The organism is Olivibacter sp. LS-1 (assembly GCF_008245145.1).
In the GTDB taxonomy this organism is placed as follows: Bacteria; Bacteroidota; Bacteroidia; order Sphingobacteriales; family Sphingobacteriaceae; genus Olivibacter; species Olivibacter oleidegradans.
The window spans coordinates 6,316,902-6,339,952 of record NZ_CP041643.1 but is presented as its reverse complement, the minus strand read 5'-3'; the positions used below and the strand labels follow the sequence as shown (position 1 = coordinate 6,339,952).

18 protein-coding genes and 1 tRNA gene are annotated in these 23,051 nt (G+C 40.1%); 9 read left to right on the top strand and 10 right to left on the bottom strand.

Annotated elements, in window-relative coordinates:
- The first annotated feature begins 65 nt into the window (after window positions 1-65).
- A complete protein-coding gene (locus tag FKG96_RS26350; RefSeq protein ID WP_149106286.1) occupies window positions 66-4,349 on the top strand; it encodes a translocation/assembly module TamB domain-containing protein in 4,284 nt (1,427 codons plus the stop codon).
- Window positions 4,350-4,402: 53 nt separating this feature from the next.
- Here the strand turns inward: FKG96_RS26350 and FKG96_RS26345 are convergent, their stop codons facing one another.
- From FKG96_RS26345 to FKG96_RS26335, 3 genes are all read right to left on the bottom strand, one after another.
- Entirely contained in the window at window positions 4,403-5,617 is a 1,215-nt protein-coding gene (locus FKG96_RS26345) for a bifunctional 3,4-dihydroxy-2-butanone-4-phosphate synthase/GTP cyclohydrolase II (RefSeq protein WP_013663876.1), read from the bottom strand.
- A 75-nt stretch (window positions 5,618-5,692) separates the two neighbouring features.
- On the bottom strand, window positions 5,693-7,168 hold the full coding sequence (locus tag FKG96_RS26340) for an LptF/LptG family permease (RefSeq protein ID WP_041387880.1): 1,476 nt from the start codon (window positions 7,166-7,168) through the stop codon (window positions 5,693-5,695).
- Window positions 7,169-7,318: 150 nt separating this feature from the next.
- Window positions 7,319-7,696, bottom strand: coding sequence for an START-like domain-containing protein (locus tag FKG96_RS26335; RefSeq protein ID WP_013663874.1), 378 nt, complete (start codon window positions 7,694-7,696; stop codon window positions 7,319-7,321).
- Window positions 7,697-7,802: 106 nt separating this feature from the next.
- Here FKG96_RS26335 and FKG96_RS26330 point away from each other — a divergent pair.
- Window positions 7,803-7,876: transfer RNA gene (locus FKG96_RS26330), tRNA-Met, on the top strand.
- Between the two features lie 106 nt (window positions 7,877-7,982).
- Here the strand turns inward: FKG96_RS26330 and FKG96_RS26325 are convergent.
- Together FKG96_RS26325 and FKG96_RS26320 are read right to left on the bottom strand one after the other, a co-directional pair.
- On the bottom strand, window positions 7,983-9,341 hold the full coding sequence (locus FKG96_RS26325; protein WP_013663873.1) for a Gfo/Idh/MocA family protein: 1,359 nt from the start codon (window positions 9,339-9,341) through the stop codon (window positions 7,983-7,985).
- 168 nt (window positions 9,342-9,509) lie between these two features.
- Entirely contained in the window at window positions 9,510-10,412 is a 903-nt protein-coding gene (locus FKG96_RS26320; RefSeq protein WP_130858233.1) for a diacylglycerol kinase family protein, read from the bottom strand.
- A gap of 53 nt (window positions 10,413-10,465) precedes the next feature.
- Between FKG96_RS26320 and FKG96_RS26315 the strand changes: the two genes are divergently transcribed.
- On the top strand, window positions 10,466-11,470 hold the full coding sequence (locus FKG96_RS26315) for an App1 family protein (RefSeq protein ID WP_242627394.1): 1,005 nt from the start codon (window positions 10,466-10,468) through the stop codon (window positions 11,468-11,470).
- On the opposite strand, the gene FKG96_RS26310 is transcribed toward FKG96_RS26315, so the two are convergent.
- The gene (locus FKG96_RS26310; protein WP_013663870.1) at window positions 11,456-12,043 is read right to left on the bottom strand and encodes an RNA polymerase sigma factor; all 588 of its coding nucleotides are present in this window, start codon (window positions 12,041-12,043) and stop codon (window positions 11,456-11,458) included. The two genes, FKG96_RS26315 and FKG96_RS26310, sit on opposite strands and share 15 nt — an antisense overlap.
- Before the next feature lie 269 nt (window positions 12,044-12,312).
- Here FKG96_RS26310 and uvrA point away from each other — a divergent pair, with 269 nt between their 5' ends.
- The 6 genes from uvrA to FKG96_RS26280 all read left to right on the top strand — a co-directional run bounded on the left by uvrA (window position 12,313) and on the right by FKG96_RS26280 (window position 19,205).
- Entirely contained in the window at window positions 12,313-15,108 is a 2,796-nt protein-coding gene (uvrA, locus tag FKG96_RS26305; RefSeq protein ID WP_130858232.1) for an excinuclease ABC subunit UvrA, read from the top strand.
- A 70-nt stretch (window positions 15,109-15,178) separates the two neighbouring features.
- Window positions 15,179-15,616, top strand: coding sequence for an Rrf2 family transcriptional regulator (locus FKG96_RS26300; protein ID WP_013663868.1), 438 nt, complete (start codon window positions 15,179-15,181; stop codon window positions 15,614-15,616).
- A 255-nt stretch (window positions 15,617-15,871) separates the two neighbouring features.
- Window positions 15,872-16,681 carry a uroporphyrinogen-III C-methyltransferase gene (cobA, locus tag FKG96_RS26295; RefSeq protein ID WP_130858231.1) on the top strand — a complete coding sequence of 270 codons (810 nt, stop codon included), beginning with the start codon at window positions 15,872-15,874 and terminating at the stop codon, window positions 16,679-16,681.
- A 168-nt stretch (window positions 16,682-16,849) separates the two neighbouring features.
- On the top strand, window positions 16,850-18,019 hold the full coding sequence (locus FKG96_RS26290) for a PLP-dependent aspartate aminotransferase family protein (RefSeq protein ID WP_013663866.1): 1,170 nt from the start codon (window positions 16,850-16,852) through the stop codon (window positions 18,017-18,019).
- A gap of 172 nt (window positions 18,020-18,191) precedes the next feature.
- A complete protein-coding gene (locus tag FKG96_RS26285) occupies window positions 18,192-18,614 on the top strand; it encodes an OsmC family protein (RefSeq protein WP_130858230.1) in 423 nt (140 codons plus the stop codon).
- A gap of 60 nt (window positions 18,615-18,674) precedes the next feature.
- The gene (locus FKG96_RS26280) at window positions 18,675-19,205 is read left to right on the top strand and encodes a YceI family protein (RefSeq protein WP_130858229.1); all 531 of its coding nucleotides are present in this window, start codon (window positions 18,675-18,677) and stop codon (window positions 19,203-19,205) included.
- Here the strand turns inward: FKG96_RS26280 and FKG96_RS26275 are convergent.
- The 4 genes from FKG96_RS26275 to FKG96_RS26260 form a co-directional block, all read right to left on the bottom strand.
- Window positions 19,200-20,267: a DUF2157 domain-containing protein gene (locus tag FKG96_RS26275; RefSeq protein ID WP_130858228.1), complete on the bottom strand. Its 1,068-nt coding sequence runs from the start codon at window positions 20,265-20,267 to the stop codon at window positions 19,200-19,202. The genes FKG96_RS26280 and FKG96_RS26275 overlap by 6 nt on opposite strands.
- 23 nt (window positions 20,268-20,290) lie before the next feature.
- Window positions 20,291-21,262 (bottom strand): bifunctional riboflavin kinase/FAD synthetase, encoded by a 972-nt coding sequence (locus FKG96_RS26270; protein ID WP_013663862.1) that lies wholly within the window; start codon window positions 21,260-21,262, stop codon window positions 20,291-20,293.
- A 242-nt stretch (window positions 21,263-21,504) separates the two neighbouring features.
- Window positions 21,505-22,254 carry a tRNA pseudouridine(55) synthase TruB gene (truB, locus tag FKG96_RS26265; protein ID WP_130858227.1) on the bottom strand — a complete coding sequence of 250 codons (750 nt, stop codon included), beginning with the start codon at window positions 22,252-22,254 and terminating at the stop codon, window positions 21,505-21,507.
- A complete protein-coding gene (locus tag FKG96_RS26260; protein ID WP_013663860.1) occupies window positions 22,254-23,048 on the bottom strand; it encodes an undecaprenyl-diphosphate phosphatase in 795 nt (264 codons plus the stop codon). The genes truB and FKG96_RS26260 overlap by 1 nt, the downstream gene beginning before the upstream one ends.
- Window positions 23,049-23,051: the final 3 nt, after the last annotated feature.

Below are 23,051 nucleotides of genomic sequence, written 5' to 3'. Positions count from 1 at the left end.
GTATATTGTTTGCCTTGCAATTTAGGTCAGTTCAAACTTATGTTGCACGGCAAGTCGCTTCTTATTTGTCCAATGAACTTCATACAAAGATCGAGATTGAAGAAGTATACCTAAAACCCTTTTCTTCTCTATCCCTTCGAAACCTTTATATAGAAGATTTGTCACACGACACTTTGCTGTTTGCACAAGAGCTTAGGGCCGGTATAGATTTGGAGAGTATACGATCAAAGGAGATTACAATAAAAGATTTAACACTGTCGAATAGCCGCTTTTATTTGAAAAAAAAGGCCGATTCGGTTAATAACCTCACTTTTATTTTAGACTACTTCAGTGCACCTAAGCAGCCAAAAAGAAAAAGCTCTTTTATAGTAAACCTGAACAGTCTAAAACTTAATAACATTCATTTCAGGTACAAGAATGAATTAGTGAAGCGTCATACGGCGGGTGTTAACTTTAATGATATAGACATTTTAGGGTTACATGGAGATTTTTCAACGATCGATTTCAAAAACTTTTTGTTAAAAGCCGATATAAAAGGATTGAAGTTTAAAGAAAAAAGTGGTTTTGAACTTAAACGACTTGATGCTTCTTTTAAAATGGATAGCACGTCTATGAATTTCGAAAACCTTTCCGTGCAAACAAATAGAAGCAAATTGGGAAAACAACTCCGGTTTAAATATGCTACTTTGGCAGATTTTGCCAACTTTATCGAGAAGGTAGAAATTTATGCCGAAACAGAGGATACTCGAGTAGATTCTAGAGATATTGCGTTCTTTGCACCCGGTATGAATCAAGTTGCCTTTAATGTTGGTTTAAGTGGAAAACTAAAAGGTACGGTGAGACACTTCAAAGGTGAGCGCTTATTGCTGAAAACGGGAAAAGCAACCTACTTGCGAGGCAATATAAGCGTTGCGGGGCTCCCTGATATTGAGAAAACAATATTTGATCTGGATCTGGAGCAGTTTGCCACAATTAAAACGGATTTGGAACCCTCTATTGCCGGCTTTAGCGGTCAAAAGGATTTTAAATTACCTGCAATATTAACATCCCTGGGTCATGTTAACTATACGGGTAAAGCGAGGGGATTTTATAATGATTTTCAGCTCGACGGGAGTTTAAAGACAGTACTGGGACAGGTCGATGCCAGAGTAGCCATTAACTTGAAGGATGAAAATTCATATGAAGGAAGCCTAAAGGCCGAGCGTTTTAATATTAGCGGCCTGCTTGACAACCGACAAGTCGGGTCGGTTTCTTTGCAGGCGGACATACAGGGTACCGGCTTTTCTTTGAATGAATTGAATGCTAACATAAAGAGCCAGATCGCTTCGGTTATTTACAAGGGTAAAAACTACAGAAACATTCGGTTAGATGGAACTGTCGATGCTCGGGTCTTACATGCTCAAGTCGATGTGAACGATCGGAATTTAAAACTGCAGGGAGAAGCTGCTGTCGACTTTCGTAGCTCGGAAACTTCCTATGATTTTTCGACTATCGTAGAAAAAGCTAATCTCCTGGAGATGGGGCTAATTAAGGACTCCCTCCAGCTGGAAGGCCAGGTGACAGGCAAATTCCAGGGGAATACTATTAATAACATAGTAGGTAATGCGCGTTTGCATCATATTGTTTTGCGGAAGCCATCTTCCTCGATCTCCATTGATTCTATTGTGTTTTTAGCGGAAGGAGAACGGTCGAATCGAAAGATCGCCGTGCAATCCGATATGCTTGATGCGACGATGAATGGAGAGATTGATCTAGCTTCTTTTCCATCCTACTTTAAATCGGTTGCCAAACGATATTTGCCATCGTGGGAAATTGAGCAAAAATCCAGTAAACAAGTGTTTGACTTTGCTCTTAAGTTAAAACGATCTGAACCGCTGTTGTTGCTTTTCGCACCTTTTATTACGATTCCAGACACCATGTTTGTGAATGGAAAATTCTCTACAGTGGATAGCACGGCCAATTTAAACGCCTATATTCCGATGGTAGAGGTTGGAAAAATCAAAGTCACAGATATTATTGTTGATGGAGTAGCCATGGACGAATCACTTAACTTGACAGTCACAGCCGATCAATTAAACATAACCGATAGCCTTTATGTAAAAAATATCAACATAGCTAATATCCTGAGTGATGATAGTTTGCGTTTTAATATGAAATTATCGGATGTGGATGCGAAAAATCAATTGGATTTGAACGGGTTAGTTGAATTTAATGAAAAGGAGGCAGCAATTCTAAGCTTGTTGCCTTCAAATGTGATCATAAACCGTGAAGATTGGAAACTTGAAGAAAAGGTGAATTTTGACTTTCACGGCGGTAATATACATGTTAATGACTTTGAACTCGCAAATGGCGAACAGCATGTTAAAATTGACGGGTTGATTTCTAAAGATGAAGAAGATGTGTTAAACGTGTCCTTTGATAAATTTAATTTGGTGACGCTTGCAGGAATAATGAATCCACTTGGAATCGAATTGGAGGGTAAATTAAATGGGAATTTCCAACTCTTCTCCTTATTGAAGAATCCCTATATTTCAGCCGACATCAATTCTTCGGATATTTATTATAATGGAAGGGAAATTGGTGATATGACCCTTACCGCAAAAATGGACCCGGCGAGTGATTTAGTCGGAATGAATATGGAGGTGAATCGGCAAGGAACTAAAACCTTACGGATAACGGGATCATACGATGCAAAGGCATCTGAAAACAGCTTGGATTTAATAGCCAATTTGGAGGATAGTGAAATCGTGCTTTTTGAACCATTTCTGAAGAAGCTAGTCTCTGATTTAACAGGGACAGTGTCTGCAGCCATTAGCATCAAGGGAACCCCTTGGAGCCCAATTATAAGTGGAGATTGTGAATTTAGAAATGCTAGCTTCACCGTAAACTATCTTAAAACGCGCTATACCATCAATGATCGAGTTGGTGTAAACAATAGTTCCATTGAGCTGAAAGATTTGGATATCCTCGATAAAAATAACAATAAGGCCGTAGCAAATGGCTCAGTGGATATGAGTAACCCATTAGATCCGGTTATTGATGTTCAGATTAATGCCAAAAAATTCATGGTGTTGAATACAACGGCAAAAGACAATCCGCTTTATTATGGCATCGGCATAGGTACCGGCGATTTTGTGTTTAAGGGACCGACCAGCAATATGGATATTGACATTAAAGCAGCGACAGAAGAGGGGACCAGCTTTAATATACCCCTAAACGCGTCCGGAACGGTGAGCGAGAATGATTTTATCACTTTTGTGTCCAAAGATTCTACCTTCAGCGAAACCAGGGGCTCATATTTTGATGGTTTAACGCTACACATTGATCTGGATATCAGTAGGAATGCACAAGCAACCATCATTACAGACCTTGGCAAATTGTCGGGTGTAGGAAACGGTAATATAACCATGAATATAACCAGTTTGGGCGATTTCGAGATGTTTGGCGAGTATGTGATTCTGCAAGGGAAGTTTACTTTCACTGCACAGGATTTTATTAATAAGATCTTTGAGATCAATCGCGGTGGAACTATTCGTTGGACCGGGAATCCCGCAGAAGCGCTTATCAATTTAACCGCCATGTATGAAGTAAGGACAAGTGTCAGACCGCTCTATACGGCAGCGGGAAGGCAAGGGACAGATCAACGGGTTGTAGCGCAGGCCGAAATGATTTTAGCAGGGAACCTTCTTCGTCCTGACATAAGCTTTGCTATTGATTTTCCGGTTGATTCGTATGTAAAAGATGAACTGCAGAGCTACCTTAGCGATGCGAACAACGTAAATCAACAAGCCTTGAGCTTGATTGTTAGAAGAAGCTTTGCTCCCGGAACAGGAACGGATTTGACTACAGAGTTGAATAGTACATTCCTGAGTGCGGGTACTGAACTGGCATTCAATCAGTTGAATAACATTATTTCACAATCGTTGAATTTAAATTTCGTCGATTTTAACATTCGTTCGCTGAATGAAGCCAGTGCTTCCATTCGATTATTGAACAATAGACTTATATTGACTGGAGGGATAACCGATCGCCGTAGCCAGCTAAACGACCTAAACGTATTTGGAAATCAAGTTGCTAGTGATGTTGAAGCATTATACCTGATCCGAAAAAATGGTAATTTATTGTTCAGAGCTTCAAATCGACTGAACAATCGAAATTTTTTGAATCCAACAGATGAATATGTAAGTGCTTTTGGATTGGTATATAGGCAGGATTTCGATACCTTCGGTGAGTTCTTTAAACGGATGTTCATGCTAACCCGTAAGAAGAAAGAAGAGGAAGAAGAAAATCCGAAACCAATTCAGGAAAAAGAGGAAAGTACTTCGGTCAAAGGTTCAAAAGTAAACTAGAACAAAAGATTCAGCTCATTTATTCCAGTTTACTTTGGCGATAATTCGCTCTATTAGGTGTTTTTCATAATCGTATGGCCCATTTTATCTCTTTTAGTACGGAGATAAAGCTCGTTATGCTTATTAGATTGTATTTCTAATGCAACATTTTCAACAACCTCGAGGCCGTAACCAACCAAACCAGCCCGTTTTGTGGGATTGTTTGACATAAGGCGCATTTTAGTGACCCCTAAGTTGCGAAGGATTTGTGCTCCGATGCCATAATCCCTTAAGTCTGGGCTGAAACCAAGTTTAATATTTGCATCGACTGTGTCTAGTCCATTTTCTTGGAGATTGTAAGCATGCAGCTTATTGATCAAGCCGATGCCGCGTCCCTCTTGGTTCATATATACAATAACCCCTTTGCCTTCTTGCTCAATCATTTCCATGGCTTTATGTAACTGGGGCCCGCAATCACAACGACACGATCCGAAAATATCACCTGTTAGACAAGAGCTATGTACTCTAACAAGAATGGGTTCGTCAGGTTCCCAAGAACCTTTAACAAGGGCTAAATGTTGTTCACCTGTATTTTTTTGTTTGTAGGCTACTAAGTTAAAATCCCCCCACTCAGTGGGAAGCTTAACAGATACCTCTTTGTTAATTAAAGAGTCTTTTGTTAAGCGATACTCGATCAAATCTTCTATGGAAATGATCTTTAAATCAAATTTTTTGGCAACTTCTATCAGATCCGGAAGTCTAGCCATCTCGCCATCTTCTTTTAGGATTTCAACCAAGACACCGGCAGGCTCAAGGCCAGCCAATCGGGCCAGATCAACAGCTGCTTCCGTGTGGCCTGTTCTTCGCAAAACGCCACCGTCTTTTGCTATCAATGGAAAGATGTGTCCAGGACGCCCTAATTCTTCCGGTTTAATGTCAGGATTGATTAAAGCTTGAATTGTTTTCGAACGATCAGACGCTGAAATTCCTGTTGTACATCCATATCCCTGAAGGTCGACTGATACGGTAAAATTAGTTTCGTATACCGCCGTGTTTTGCCCTACCATTGGTTTTAATTCAAGCTCTTGACACCGCTGCTCAGTTAAGGGGACGCAGACCAAGCCTCTTCCGTGTGTAATCATAAAGTTGATAACTTCGGGTGTTGCTTTACTTGCCGCGGCTATAAAATCGCCTTCATTCTCGCGGTCTTCGTCGTCTACAACAATGATGACCTTACCGGCTTTAATATCTTCAATCGCTTCTTCGATTGTGTTTAGATGAAAATCCATTCGTGTATTGTAATGTTACGTAATGCAAAGATAAGTGTGTTCATGTACACCTCTATAATTATAGCGTCATGTCTTTTAAGAATGCTGTTTTCGGCCAAATCTTTTTTTGAATAGCTCGCCCATTTTTCCGAAAAATCTGTTGATCGCTAATTTATAGCTTTCTATGTCAAAAATAGATGAGTCGGTTGCCGCTTTGTAGGTTAAAAATATGCCAAGCGGTGTTAAAGCAATAATTGCGGTCCAAGTTCCTAAAACCGGATCGATATTTCCTTCTTTGGCTGATTTTTCTGCAACGGTTGAAATAATGTGATAGATAAGAAAAAATATTATAGCCATTACTACAGGGAGGCCTAATCCGCCTTTTCTGATAATTGCTCCAAGTGGGGCGCCGATCGAAAACAAAAGTAGACAAGAAACCGCTAAGGTAAATTTTTTATGATATTCCAGGATGTATCGAACGATGGAAAGGTCAAAATCCTTGTCAGACTTTGCCTTCATATCCAGTACCTCTTTGATATACCGAATATCATTGAGGGAATTATTAACCGCTACAACACGTTTATCAACAGGAATTATCTCTTCAAACGATTTGTTATAATTTTTTAAAGCTCCAGCGGCCTCAACCGGTTTGTTTTGAGCTGCTTGATAACTATTGAATATTTTATAATTCGACTTGATCTCATTGAAAATCTTGCCTCGTATGCTGTCGAGGATCTTCGTCGTTGAATCGGTATAATAACGAAGCTGCTTTAGATTAAGCATCATCGAGTGGCTTTTGAAGAGATCTTCATCGGTCCTTTTCATCTGAAAGGTGGACATATCAAACTTTTGTTCTGTTTGATCAAAATAGTAGCGGGTAAACTGTTGTCTTGGATTATAAGAGCGATCACCTGCAGTTGTTTCTTCATACCGAACGCCATCTTTTAATTTCAGAATCATATAGTTATTATCGCGGGAATTGTACATGACACCTTCCTTCGCTAACAATACGTTCGTTCCTCGGGAAATATTACCGTGCTGGTATATAATTAAATTATATAATACGGTACCGTCCTTGCTTTTATTTTTTGCACGTATGGAATAGCCCGGTATGCTGTTGTTAAAAATTCCATCCTTAATTAGAAAGTCAGCTTTTTTATTTCTTACGTCATACAAAAGCGAACCCATTTTCAGGTTCGTTACAGGGAGGATATAATCACTAAAGAAGAAGGATCCGATGCTGATAAGACTGACCAGAATAATGAGGGGCATCATTGCTTTACGTAAGGAGATACCTGCCGCCTTTATGGCCACTAATTCGTAGCTTTCACCGAGATTTCCAAAGGTCATAATGGAGGATAAAAGCATAGCCAAGGGCATGGCCATTGAAATTTGAGCGGCTGAAGCATACCATAAAAGCTCTAATATTACATACCACTCAAAGCCTTTACCAATCAGGTCGTCAATGTACTTAAATAGAAATAACATTAACAACACAAACATTACAATGAAAAATGTAACTATAAAAGGTTTAAAAAAAGCCTTTAATACCAGTACATGAACTTTTTTCATTGAACAAAATAGTTTTTCCGGCTTTACCATCTCCAAACAACATTCCTTTCAATTAAAGCGTTTGTTGAATGAGTTAAAAGCCAATAATCTTTCTCCATCTATTCTCGCTCTCGTTAGATTGAAGCGAAACCTTTCACAAAGGTACGAAATTTATGCGCCAAGCACACTTAAAAGATATTTAATCTGATTGTTCCAGATTAGTTTTCTTTCAGCTTCATTCTCCTCGGCAGCGAAGTCGGTAATGGCGAGCGCCACATCGTTTGTTAATTCATCCTGTAAAATCTCTAATTCAAGGTAATAGGGGGAGTCATCCAACCAAGCGAATTTTACGCTTTTGTTTTCGCGAGCTGCCAACAGCTTGGCCGGGTGCGTTTCGTCATCCCATACAAAATGATATTTGTTATCTCGATATATAACGTCGTCGGCAAACCATTGCGCTAATCCATTTGGCTCACTTATAAATGAGTATAATATTTTAGGAGAAGACTTTATTTCATACTCTAACTGCATTTTCCTTTTTTCTGCCATAATGGTTTAGGATAATAATTGTGTTCCAAAATACTTTTTTAACTTTTTTTCTAAAGAAAAGGAAAATAAACTATATTTGCAAACCCAAACGAGAAAGGGTAAAAATGGCGGGGTAGCTCAGATGGTTAGAGCGCAGGATTCATAACCCTGAGGTCGGCAGTTCGATCCTGCTCCCCGCTACTGAAGGAAACACCGTAATGTGGTCGTTTCCTTTTTTTATGTCATTTACGCCTGCATACCGATAGATGGTTGCCCTTTATTTGGTAAATACAATTTGCAGGATCGTTTAAATGTAAGGGTGTTGCCAGGGGCTTCGGTACGGTCTTCTCAGCAATTTTGTCGCTTCCGGATCGTTAACACATATCCTCTTTTGTGGATCGTATGTCAATGGCCGATTCAAATGCATGGAAAGATTAGCTAATATGCAACTGGCGGTTGATATGTGCCCTTCTTCAATATCTGCAACCGGCAGATGGTCGTTTTCAATAGCCGATAGGAGATTCAGCATGTGCCGCCTGGTAGCTGGCGCTGTGTGCAATTCAATGCGAGGCTCATTTAAGTCTGCCGGAAACTCTTCCTTTTCGTAAACCACGTCTTTTACAATGCGATCGCCCGTACCGGTTGGAATAAACTCATACTTCATAACGCTTCCCTTGAGGGTGCCTTTGTCACCATAAATAACAAATGCCCAAGGATATTCGGGATCAGCTGGATTTCCCCAGGTGCGATGTTGCCATATACAGTTCAATTCATCGTATTCAAAAATAGCCGTTTGCGTATCTGCGATGTTTGACTTTCCCTCTTTTTGAACGTAAATTCCCCCTGTTGCACTGATGCGTTTCGGCCACCTAAGTTGTAATAGCCAACGAACCGTATCAAACATATGAACGCACATATCTCCTGTAATTCCATTTCCATACTCCATAAAGGTTCTCCACCAGCTTCCATGCGGCAAACCGTCATATGGACGTAAAGGAGCCGGGCCCGTCCACATTTCGTAATCGAGGAAATCGGGAACGGGCTCTAACGGTGGATTCCCGTTCTTTCGCATATGATAATAGCAACACATCTCTACGTGAGATATCTTGCCAAGCAAGCCCTTATTGATTACATTCTCTTTCGCATCAATCAAATGAGGAGTGCTTCTTCGCTGTGTGCCTATTTGTACTTTTCTGTTATATTTTCTTGCGGCACTCAGTATTGCCTCCCCTTCAAGTACATCAACGCTAACAGGCTTTTGTAAATAGAGATGCGCGCCTGACATCATCGCATCAATAGCTTGTCGGGCATGCCAGTGATCAGGTGAACCAATAAGAACTAAATCCAATTTATGATCTGCTAACATCTTCCTATAATCGCGGTACAATGCGGGAACCTTCTTAGAAGTCTGCCTTAAACTGATCAATTTACCGGCTTCTTTTAAATGATTGCTGTCCACATCGCATATTGCAACAACGTTAATGTCGCTTACTTGAATGAGTCTGAAGAGATCACTTTTTCCATACCAACCTGCTCCAATTAAACCAACCTGCATCTTATTGGCAGTACCCGCAAAAGTTAGCCCTTTAGCTTGTAATGCAGACAATGTTAAAACAGCGCCAGCGCCTTGAATGAATTCTCTACGATTCAGATTCGAATTAGCCATAATCTTCGGTTTATTGTTTCTAATGAGGAAAGGAGTGAAGTTAATGTTTTTTAACTAGTTCTCATCAAAGAATTGGTAAAATGTGTGTATCGTAATAGGACGTTTATCATCAGGAGCTTCAGACAACTGTTCCGGAAAGAAACATCAATGCGCCCGATATTTGTTTGTTTAGGCGTATTCTGATTTGAATTTTTCGTTATTGCAGACGAGAAGTACAGCATCAGTTATAAGTTGAACCTCTACCTGTTTAACCTTCCCAATATATTCGCCGTCTACCTGTAGAGACGTATTTTCTCTTATAGTTAAATTCGCATAGTTGGTAGGTATAATTTCGGTTTTAAAAGGATTAAATTGAGTCTTGAAGCTAAAGCACATTTTTAGTAGTTCCAAAACGGAAAACCACTTGACAATAACAATCTCGAATTGGTCGTCAAATAGGGAACCGGTTTTGTTTATTTTTACACCTGTTCCATAGCTCGTGCCGTTTGCTATTACCACCATTTCGGCTTTTCGCGATTTACTTTTCCCTTGAGCGTTAACGGTAACATGCATTTTTTTGTGTCTTTTGATAGCCTGCCATGCAGCCTTGGCATAGCCTATCATGCCTCGTTCATCCAAGGATTGGAATTTTTTGACAATGCGTGCATTAATGCCTATATCCGCCAAGTGAATGCTAAATTCCCCATTGACCCTTAAAGCATGAATAAGTTTTGGAGTACCGTTTACGGCTAATTCGAGTGCTGCTTTGAGGTTGTTTTTGAGGTTGATCTCTTTAGCCATGCCATTCGCGGAGCCGGTTGGTATAATGGCGAGCGGAATATCTGTTTCGAGCAGACATTCGGCTGCCAACTTAACCGTTCCATCACCACCTACTGCAAGAACCCGATGAGGGCCAAACGCAATTATATCTTGACGAATCTCTTCCACGGAAGATGTTTTTGAAAGCGTGAAGAAATGTAGTACATGCGTACCGCGGTAGAAATCCCGAATAACTTCCTCGAAGTCGTTTTGCTGATTACCGGATCCTCTATTGATAAGGACATATAGTTTTAAGGAAGCAGTTATGTTCATTCATATTTGTGTTGACAACTATAAAACCAATAACTGTTTTATATGTTTGATGGATGATGGGTACATCAGTTGAAATAAAAATATACAATGGATATGGCCATAGTAAAAACTTAGTGGTTTATGGACATGTCCTTAAGCGTAAACCAAAAAAGGCGAGTGATTTTTCAAAGGATGGTTGGAAGCATACCCTTAGTTTATTGAAGCTGTTTTTCGTACGCCCGGTAGGTAGTGTTCGTTTAAGATTGCATTTTTATGATCAGGTAATCGAAACGATAGCGGAACCGGATGGCTTTTTTAAGTTTAAATGGGCCTCAGACATCCATTTAGATCCCGGACTACATGACCTGAAAATTGGATTAGTCGGTAAGGAGGAATTGCATGGCTTTACACAGGGCAAGGTTTATGTGCCGCATTCGACACAGTACGTATTTGTTTCGGATATCGATGATACCGTACTCATATCGCATTCGGCGACTGTGTTAAGGCGTCTTCGTGAACTACTGATTAAGAATGCCCATCGAAGAAAACTCTTTTCAGATCATGTCCTTTGGTACAATTTATTGTCTCGATCAGGAACTGAAATGCGTCACTTAAATCCTTTTTTTTATGTATCAAGCAGTGAATGGAATTTATATGATTATCTCCAAAGTATTTTTGCTCACAATAAACTGCCACATGGCTCCTTTTTGCTAAGCCATTTTAAGCGTTGGTTCGATTTTTTTAAAACAGGAAAAACAGGGCATGATGATAAATACAGAAGAATCAGTAGGCTGCTTCGCGTTTTTCCTAAGCAGAAATTTGTATTAATCGGCGACAATTCACAAAGAGATCCAATCATATATGCCGCACTCGCTAAAGATCATCCTGATCGAATAGCCGCTATTTATATAAGGAACATAAAACCTAAAAAAGCCGCAATAACATTGCAGCTTTTTAAAAATCTTCAAGAAACAGAAATTCAAACCTGTCTATTTAATACCAATCGAGAGGCTATAAAACATGCTGTTTCCATCGGTTTAATATGCCAAACCGATATGGAAGAATTAACCGGTTTTTAACGCGACCTCAGATGTTGATATCATCTTGCGGAGGTTGTTTAACGCATAACGCATGCGCCCTAATGCCGTGTTTATACTAACATCCGTTACTTCTGCAATCTCTTTAAAACTCATATCTCCGTAATGGCGCATAATCAGCACCTCTTTTTGATCATCAGGCAATAATTGGATCATCTTCCTAAGATCCTTATGTGTTTGCTGTCTGATAATACGCTCTTCAGTACTTTCATCGTAGAACGGCAATACGTCGAATATATCAAATCCATCACTATTGGCGATAAGGGGCGTACGCTTCTCTTTACGATAATAGTCAATCACCAAGTTATGCGCGATTCGCATGGCCCAGGGGAGAAATTTGCCTTCATCATTATATCTCCCAGCTTGCAGCGTACTGATAACTTTGATGAAAGTATCCTGAAAAAGGTCCTCCGCTAAATAAGGATCTTTTACCAATAAGTAAATGGAAGTGTAAATTTTTGATTTATATCGATGTACTAACTCTTCAATTGCAGCCTCATTTCCGGCTAAATACAAATGAATTAGTTGTCGGTCAGTTTTCTTTTGCAGTGTCATGCTATGCTACTTCGTCTTTTTTTTGTTATAAAAAAGTATGTTAAGTAGTTTTTTCCTCTATAGCAGTCCTCCTAAATTTAAGTAAGCCATCGGTTTAACCCAATCGATACATTAATAAATTTTTTCAAAGCAAAACATTTTTTTTAGAAAAACAAAGAAAAAATATGAAAATCGTTTGTTGTTTCTTTATTCTGTATTTTTGTACGCTCGATTTACGTAGGTAACGAAGAGGCGGAAATCGTTTAAAAAAAGCAAATTACGAGGTATACATGGCACAAAAGGTTGATTCAAACGCAAAATCTCATATACTTATCAAAGGCGCACGCGTCCATAATTTAAAAAACATTGATGTAACCATACCGAAAAACAGGTTGGTAGTTATCACAGGTATGTCGGGCTCAGGAAAATCATCCCTGGCTTTTGATACACTTTATGCAGAGGGACAACGCCGGTATGTAGAAAGCTTATCTTCCTACGCTAGACAGTTTATGGGGCGTATGAATAAACCGGAGGTAGATTACATCAAAGGAATTGCCCCGGCAATTGCCATTGAGCAAAAAGTAATTACAAGTAATCCGAGGTCTACAGTGGGAACATCAACAGAAATTTATGACTATTTGAAGTTATTGTTTGCCCGTATAGGAAAGACCATCTCGCCCATATCAGGAAAAGAAGTGCGAAAAGACAGCGTTACAGATGTAGTAAATTTTGTGTCCTCACTGCCTAGTGATACACAAATAACGATTTTAAGCCCCCTTCATCCTCATAATCAGCGGAAACTAAAAGAAGAATTAGCCGTCTTGCTCCAAAAGGGTTTTGTTCGAGTGGAGTACTTAGGCCGAATTGAGAAAATCGAGTCCCTAATCGAAGATAAAAAGGTTGCTAATAGCAGTGTCAACTTAGGTGATTTACGAATCGTTATTGACCGTATTCGTGTGAATCAAGAAGACGAAACTTTAAGTAGAATTGCTGATTCAGTCCAGACGGCCTTCTTTGAGGGAAAGGGGGACTGTTATATTGATGATGGAGAAAAGGAACATTTTTTCTGTGATCGATTTGAGTTAGACGGTATGGCATTTGAAGAACCGACTCCTAACTTTTTCAGCTTTAATAATCCCTATGGAGCTTGTAGCAGGTGTGAAGGGTATGGGAAAGTGATCGGGATAGATCCCGACTTAGTAGTGCCCGATAAGAGCAAATCGGTATACGATGGAGCAATCGCTCCCTGGAGAGGAGAGAAAATGGGAGAATGGTTGAACCGATTTGTTAAAGTGGCCATAAAATTTGACTTTCCGGTGCATAGAGCCTATAAAGATTTATCGCCCGAACAAAGGCAAGTCTTGTGGAGCGGGAATCAATATTTTAGAGGTTTGGATGATTTCTTTAAAGAATTGGAAGAGCAGACCTATAAAATTCAATACCGAGTTATGTTATCACGTTATCGGGGGAAGACGGATTGTCCGGATTGTAAGGGAACCCGACTACGTAAAGATGCAGCCTATGTTAAAGTAGGAGGGAAATCAATTACCGATATGGTGCTTATGCCTCTTGATGATTTGTTAGATTTCTTCAACAATCTATCATTAGATAAGCACGAGGAGACAATTGCAAAAAGGTTATTGATAGAAGTAAAGAACCGCGTGCGTTTTTTAACGGAAGTGGGGTTAGGATATTTAACATTGAATCGCCTTTCAAACACACTTTCGGGCGGCGAATCACAGCGGATTAACTTAGCAACCTCTTTAGGAAGTTCTTTGGTGGGTTCCATATATGTCTTAGACGAACCGAGTATCGGTTTACATCCACGCGATACCCAACGTCTAATCGGGGTGCTTAAATCTTTACGTGATGTTGGCAATACTGTTTTGGTGGTAGAACATGAAGAAGAAATGATGCAGGCTGCGGATTACCTTATTGATATTGGTCCGGAAGCGGGTGTACATGGTGGGCAGCTAGTTTTTTCGGGAACATATCAAGAGATTCTTAAGGACGAGCAGAGTTTGACCGGAAAATACCTAAACGGAATCGAGGCCATTGGTATACCGAGTAGTAGAAGGAAGTGGCAGCACTTTGTAGAGATAAAAGGTGCTCGGGAGAACAATCTGAAAGGGATTGACGTGAAATTTCCGTTGTATACCTTTACGGTAGTATCCGGTGTGTCTGGTTCGGGGAAAACTTCCTTGGTGAAGCGTATATTGTATCCTGCTTTGCAGAAAGCGACCGGTAATTATTCCGGCGAGCAAACCGGTGTTTTTGATGGTTTGGATGGAGACCTTCAGCTTGTTGAACGTGTCGAGATGGTAGATCAGAATCCGATAGGGAGGTCTTCGAGATCGAATCCGGTAACCTACGTAAAGGCGTGGGACGATATACGAGCGCTGTATAGTAGTCAGCCAGCTGCAAAAGCTGCGGGGTTAAAGCCAGCGGCTTTCTCTTTTAACGTAGAAGGAGGACGATGTGATGTTTGCCAAGGAGAAGGGGAAGTGAAAATTGAAATGCAGTTTATGGCCGATATTTATCTTACCTGTGAGGCTTGTGGAGGTAAACGGTTTAAACAACAGGTGCTGGATATAACTTGGCAAGATAAGAATGTTTATGATGTACTGGAATTAACGGTAGAAGAAGCTTTGACTTTTTTCGGCAAACAAGCGAAGATACTCAATAAAATCCAACCGCTGGCGGATGTAGGGTTAGGTTATGTGAAGCTCGGCCAATCGTCGAATACCTTGTCGGGAGGGGAAGCACAACGTATTAAGTTAGCTTCGTTTCTGGTGAAGGGAAACAACAGTAAGAATACACTTTTTATTTTTGATGAACCTACTACCGGGCTTCATTTTCACGATATTCGAAAGTTATTGAAGTCATTTGATGCATTGATTGCTCAGGGTAATACCATCTTAGTCATTGAGCATAACATGGATGTCATCAAATGTGCCGACTGGGTGATAGATATCGGGCCGGAGGGTGGAGAGAAGGGTGGAGAGCTTGTATTTGAAGGAACACCGGAGGAACTTGTCAAACATTCGCAGTCTTATACCGGTCAGTTTCTCAAAGCACATATGTGATTGCATAGAGGATTGTTGACCTTTATTACTAAAGGAAAATTCGTAATTTTACAAAAAGCAAAGGAATAATATGCTGTCGAAAAAATCAAAATATGCCATTAAAGCTCTTATTGTACTGGGAAAGAACTACGGGAAAGAGCCGATGCAGATTTTAAAAATTGCTGAAGAGGAAAACATTCCGAAGAAATTTCTTGAGCAAATATTACTGGAAATGCGAAATGCGGGTATATTGTATAGCAAAAAGGGAGCGGGCGGAGGATATAGTTTAAACAAAGATCCGGAAGACATTCGCTTATCGCAAGTTATCAGACTCACCGACGGCCCTATAGCCTTGCTACCCTGCGTAAGCTTGAATTTTTATAGGCGATGTGACGAATGCAAAACCGAAGAAACTTGTGGTATCAGAGATACTTTCGTAGATGTTAGAAATGCGATGTTACAGATTTTGAATGATACCAGCATTGCCGATATTATTAAGCGTGAAGAGAATCTAGCTTTAGGTTTGTAATTAATGGACTGATAACCAATAGTTTAACGTCAAAATAAATATTTTAATAAAAAAAGACTACTAAATTGGTATATTTTATATATATTTGTCTCGTTGATTTTTAATTTTGAAAATATGAAACGCTCCATCTGTAAAAATATGAAGAATATGTGTTATTTATTAACAAGTTAGGAGAGGGCGTGTAGATTTCCAAGAGGCCTCTTCAGTAACCTGCAGAGGCTTTTTTTTTAATTTGATATAAATAGGAGGCAATATATGGAAAGGCAGCAACATCCCGAATTTGAGAAGGTATATGTCGAACCAAAAATCACCTTGGTAGGCGCAGGCCCGGGAGATCCCGATTTGATTAGCATAAAAGGTGTTAAAGCACTTAAAACAGCGGATGTCGTAATATACGATGCGTTAGTGGACGAAGCATTATTAAGCTACGCTCCCAAAGAGGCAACCCGCGTTTATGTTGGTAATCCATCAGGAGACGAAAACTTTTCGCAAACAACAGTCAATCGCTTAATGGTTGATTATGCGCTAAATTTTGGACATGTGGTCCGATTGAAAGGAGGCGACCTTTTCGTTTTCGGAAGGGGGTATGAAGAGTTGGAATATGCGGCATCGTACAGCGTGGAAACGGAAATTATACCCGGAATAAGCAGTGCCATTTCTGTGCCCGGTTTGCAGGGGATCCCCGTTACCCATAAGGGAAACAGTGATAGTTTGTGGATTTTAAGCGCCACCGATAGTAATGGTTCGTTTAATTGGGAGATTGAGGAAGCTGCGCGAAGCAGAGCGACTGTTGTCGTGTTATTGGGCTTTGCGCAATTGCCTGAAATCGTATCGATTTATAAAAAACTTGGTAAGGGGCGGTTGCCGGCGGCCGTTATACAGAACGGCTCAATGAAAAATGAAAGACTGGCCATTGGTGTCGTCAATACAATAGAGGAAGTTGCAGAAGAAGTATCCATTGATAACACAGGGCCGGTCCTATTAGTATTTGGTCAGGCAGTTGCTTTGCATAAAGATTTCTCACGGATATTAAATTTCCTGGAACAGGATTTAAATTTGTATTAAGTTTTTTATATTTCCCTATAGATTTGGTTGTTTTTTATGAGGCGTTGGTTCATATACGGATCAACGCTTTTTTGATGCGTTCCGACTTTGTTTATTACAAAACAATTAAAATAAAAGTTTCTAACTAAGTGAATTTTATGGTAGGTTTGAGTCGACAATAGAAATAGAATGGAAGAACAAAGTAAATTAATTCGTAGTCAAACTCAACGTTCACAGAATCGCGAGCATTCTGTACCTTTATATTTAACCTCAAGTTTTATTTTTGATGATGCCGAGCAAGGGCGCGCTGTATTTGCCGGCGAGGAAGAAGGTATTGTATATTCTAGGTATTCTAATCCAAATACGAACGAATTTATACAAAAAGTTTGTGAGCTGGAAGGAGCAGAGGCCGGTTTAGCCTTTTCTTCCGGAATGGCGGCGGTTTTTGCCTCTTTCGCTGCACTGCTGAAAAACGGAGACCATATTGTGGCCTGTAGATCGGTTTTCGGTTCTACTCATCAACTGTTTACGACTTTATTTCCACGATGGGGCATTACCACCTCTTATGTAGATGCGAAGAATCCAGCTGATTGGGAGAAAGCCATTCAGCCTAATACGAAGATGATTTTTTTGGAAACGCCATCAAATCCAGGCTTGGAATTGGTAGACCTAGAGTGGTTAGGAACCTTCAAAAAAAAATATCCAAATATTATATTAAATGTAGATAACTGTTTTGCGACGCCCTATCTGCAAAAGCCGATACAATATGGTTTTGATTTAGTAAGCCATTCTGCCACGAAATACATGGACGGACAAGGACGTGTTTTAGGCGGGATTGTTGTAGGTAAACAGGAGTTGATCGACGAGATGATGTTTTTTATTCGGCACACCGGGCCGTCTATGTCACCCTTCAATGCTTGGATTATATCAAAAAGTCTTGAAACCCTGGCGCTTCGTATGGACCGCCATTGTGATAATGCGTTGGCAGTAGCGGGCATGTTAGAGTCGCATAATGAGGTCGACCTTGTTCGCTATCCTTTCTTGCCCTCACATCCGCAATATGAGTTGGCCAAAAAACAAATGAAGGCTGGAGGTGGCATTGTTACCTTTGTCATTAAAGGTGGCTTTGAACGTGCTAAACGTTTTCTCGATAATTTGAAGATGATCTTGATCACTTCTAACTTGGGCGATTCACGTACGATTGCAACGCATCCGGCGTCTACGACACATTCAAAATTAACAGATGCGGAGCGTGAACAAATCGGTATCTATCCGGGAACCGTTCGTATTTCGGTCGGATTGGAAGATGTCAACGATATTTTGGTCGATTTGAAGCAGGCTTTGGACGGCAGCAAATAATTATCGGCTTTCGAAAAGGTCGGAGCTCGACCTTAAACGAGGAATGGAATACCGTTTAAAGCTTAGAGCAAAATTTTGTATGCATTGCTTGATACTGAAAGTATCATTAATTAACAGGAATAATAACGAAATAAAGCTGGCAGCTGATGGCTGAAAGCTAAGAGCTAAGAAAATGAAAGTAACACTAAACAGGCTAAACCAGGCGGTGCATTTTGAAGGTGAAAGTGCATCCACCGATGTAAAAGTCCATATTGACGGCTCTCCGGAAATTGGTGGTGAGGCATTAGGTGCACGCCCTATGGAGCTGGTGTTAATGGCTTTGGGTTCTTGTAGTGCACTCGACCTTATAAATATCCTGAAAAAACAAAAGCAGGAAATAGAGGATGTAAAAATTGAGGTTGATGGAAAACGAAAAGATGCGATCCCGGCCGTTTTTACCGATATTCATCTACTATTCAAGTTAAAAGGGCGTATTGACATCGAGAAGGCCAAGAAAGCAGCAGAGCTAGCAGTAAAGAAATATTGTTCGGTACACGATATGTTGGTAGCAGGTGGCGTACAAATTACATATGAGATTGTAACTGAGGCTGTATAGTGTTAGTTGAACCTAAACATTTTACGGTGTTTATTGTTTTCTGTGATAAAAACACATATTATGACTTCTATATGGAAAGTTGATCCGGCGCATTCAGAAGTGCAATTTAAGGTAAAGCATCTGGTTATTTCCACGGTTGCGGGTAACTTTAATAAGTTTGATGGACAAATTGAGGCAACGAGCGAGGATTTTTCTGATGCAACGATTAGATTTATAATTGATGCTGATAGCATTGATACGAATATGAAGGATCGTGATGAACATCTCAGATCAGCCGATTTTTTTGATACGGCGAATTACCCTGAGTTGACCTTTCAGTCAAGCTCGTTTGAAAAAAAAGGAGGCCACGAATACTTGTTAAGAGGCGATTTAACGATCAAAGGACATACCCAGGCTGTGCAGTTTGAAGTAGAGTTTGGCGGTACTGCTAAAGATTCGTACGGTAATCAAAAAGCGGGCTTTGAAGCAACCGCTAAGATCAGCCGACAGGTTTTTGGGCTGAAATGGAATGATTTGACGGAGGCTGGATCCGTAGTGGTTGGAGATGAAGTGAAAATCGTATTGAATCTGCAATTTATTAAACAATCATAATTTGGGTGGGACGTCCTTCTTTTTTAGGAAGCTTCCACTCCAAATTTTTTCGGCTTTTCGTCCGATAAGCCAAAAGGATAAGGCGAGCAAAGAGAAGAAAATCGCTCGATTTATATTGTCCCATAGATATTCGAAGAATCGCGTATAAAGATTAATTAGAAGGAAGATGATGCCGAATTCACGGGCGATAATATCGTTCTTTTTGAGACCATACCAAGCAAATGCTAAACAAACGACCGTTGAGAGTACTCCCCAATAAAATATATGATATTGCTTGGTAGCTGCCCATTTGTCTAAATCGCTATAGTTTCCGAAAATTGATAGCAACCATAAGGAAATAAGGAGATATAATACTCCCATGATGTAACTTAATTGTTTAAAGCCTCTAATAGCTGCCCATTTATTATGCAGAACCAAGGTGAAAACTGTTAGTAGTATTCCAAATATGGTAAAGCGCAATGGATAATTCATTCCCCAAAATTTAAATCCCCAATTGCTGTGGTAAGCAGTTTCGGTGGCAAACCATATACCTAGTGCGATCAACATAAAAGCCCAAATAGTTTTTGAAGAAAGCTGTATAGCAAGAACGGTATAAATGACTATAGACAATAAAAATAAGAATGAATACATCCCGTCACCTTTGTCGATAACCTTGCCCAGATAGCCAATGAAAGTAGCCGTAGAAAATACACCCAACACAATTAAGCTTTCATTGGTAAATAATTTCTCTGGATGTCGTTTTTTGTTGAAATAACCCAGGTAATAAAATAAAAATGAAAGCAAAGCGCAAAACACGCAAATAATGATATTGGGTGTTTCGTATAGCGTTGACAAAAGTTGAAGAATCTCCTGATCGACAAATAAGGACAGGAAGGCCAGTACAATACAAGAGAGTGCAATCCAAAATGAATATTGTGCTAGACGTCTCCAGTCGAAGCCCTTCACCTCGTACGAGTGCCTAAGTCTGTCCGCCGTTTCTTTGTCAATCAGGCTGTTCTCTTCCCAATGTGCAATGGCGTTTTCAATAGCTTCTTGTTCGTTCTTATCGATATGAAGTTTCATCCGGAAATTTAATATTGGAGAAATTAAGCAAGCAGCTCTTTTATTTTCTTCTCGTCTTCTGCCAATTGCGCCGTCATTGCCTCAATACTATCAAATTTATGATCGTGACGCACAAAGTGTAAAAATTGTATTTGAAGCGTTTTGCCATATAAATCTTCGTTAAGATCAAAAAAATTGATCTCTATACTTCGGTTGACACCTCTTACAGTGGGTCGTGTTCCGATATATCCCATACCTTTTAACGTAGGGCCTTTTTTTGCCGGTATATATTCTCCCGTAGTCATCTCCGCATGTTCAATAAGGGTTGCCTGTACTGCGTAAATACCATAAGCAGGAATTAATTTGTAGCTTTCCGGAACTTCGATATTAGCGGTGGGGTATCCAATGGTTCTGCCTAGCTGCTGTCCTTTAACCACTTTTCCTGTAATGTGGAAAGGATAACCTAAGTACTTGTTGGCAGTGGCAATTTCGCCAATAATGAGTGCTTCGCGTATTTTCGTCGATGAGACAGCCACATCATTGATGTCTTGCTCCGGTATCTCTTGTACCGAATAATGGTACTGTTCTGCATATTTTAGCAAATCGACCAGTGATCCTTTGCGGTCCTTCCCAAAATGATGATCATAACCGATAATGATCCGTTTAGTGCCGATTTTACTGACCAGAATTTCGCGAATATATTCTTCTGCCGATTGATTGGAAAAATCCCGTGTAAACGGCGTGATAATCAGGTGATCGATTCCACTTTCGGCTAGTCGATCGGCTTTTTCCTCAATGGTGTTTATAAGACGCAAGCTATCATCATCCGGATGCAAGATCATCCTTGGATGAGGAAAAAAGGTAAGAAGTACCGTTTCTCCGTTTATCTTTTGCGCATATTCTCTTAAACTGCTTATAATTTTCTGATGTCCTATATGAACGCCATCAAAGGTTCCAATCGTCACCACTGCATTGTCCAATGGTATAAAATCTTCAATGTTTCTATATATTTTCATCCGCAATAAATTGTTTTTTTATCATGAATCTGCTGTTTACCTCATAAGCATTCTACTTTAGCAGCAAATAATCATACTAATCTTTGTTCCAAAGCCATTCCTAAACCCTTATTTGCAATATATCACGCTTTGTGCTCTCCACTGTTTCTGCCTATAGAAAATCTTATGAGATAATTTTATGTACCTTTCTTCCAAGATACGTATTTATTCTAAAAGTGATAATGTATTGAGGTTAAGGTTTTTTATGAATGTTCTCCTTCGTCATTTATTAATAGACCTTGTTCTTTCAAAGACCGAATATGATCGGACAGCTCCAAAACATTCCAGGCATCTCTGACATGAAAATTACCGCTGCGAGTTCTTCTCAATTCACTCAGATAGGCACCGGCGCCCACTGCTTTTCCAAAGTCATGTGCCAACGATCGAATGTAAGTTCCTTTGCTGCAAACGACTCTGAAGTTAACTTCCGGAAGAGCAATGCGGGTTAATTCGAACTCATAGATCGTTACACGACGAGGTTTTAGTTCAACGGACTCGCCTCGTCTGGCTTTTTCGTATAATCTTTCGCCTTGCATTTTTACAGCCGAATGTACCGGCGGATATTGTTCAATAGCACCGACGAATGTTAGTGAGGCGCGAAGTAGATCTTGTTCCGTAAGATTTGTGATATCAAAAAAGCTATCCGGAATTGTTTCTAAGTCATAAGACGGTGTTGTTGCCCCGAGTGTGAAGGTTCCTATGTATTCTTTTTCCTGCGCTTGAAGCTCATCAATAGTTTTAGTGCGTTTGCCGGTACAAACAATAAGTAAACCTGTAGCCAGCGGATCGAGTGTGCCTGCATGGCCTACTTTCAATTTCAAAGGCTTTAAAGCATTACGGATCTTTCCCACTACGTCAAAACTGGTCCATTTGTAAGGCTTATCGATCAGTAAAACCTCACCGGCGGTGAAATCGAAACGAGGGAAAATCGGCTTTTCTTTTTCGTCTTCCATTAAAGCACCGATAAGCTGTGACCGCTTAAAAGCATCACGATAATAATCCCACCTACTATAATTCTATACCATCCAAAAGCTTTGAATCCGTATTTCGTAACGTAACCAATGAAGCTTTTAATGGCTATGATGGCTACGATGAAACCCACCAAGTTACCTATAAAAAGGATATTATATTGGTCTGCGGTAAACTGGTTGCCATCTTTGTAGAAGTCGAGCAGTTTTTTTGCCGTCGCGCCAAACATAGTCGGCACGGCTAAAAAGAAAGAAAATTCAGCTGCGGCTTTCCTTGAAAGTTTCTGCGCCATACCGCCAACAATGGTTGCTCCCGAGCGAGAAGTGCCTGGTATCATTGCTAGACACTGAAAAAAGCCAATTTTCAGGGCGGTAGCGTAAGAAATGTTGTCTGAGTTATCAATGCGAGGTGCATTAAACCATTTATCGACGAATAGGAGCACAATGCCGCCTAAAACTAAGGTGATTGCCACCGTCATTGGGCTCTCTAGCATATTGTCTATTTCGTCGCTAAATAATAAGCCAAAAATGGCTGCCGGAATAAAAGCAACAAATAGTTTTAAATAAAAAGACCACGAACGAAAAAATCGCTTAAAATAAAGAATCACAACCGAGAGGATGGTGCCTAGTTGAATAGCTACTGTAAACAGTTTAACGAAGGCAGATGGTTCGATGCCCATTAAGGCGGTTGCGATGATTAGGTGGCCGGTGGATGAAACAGGTAAGAATTCGGTTAGCCCTTCTACGATGGCTAAAATAATCGCTTCTATTAAAGTCATCTA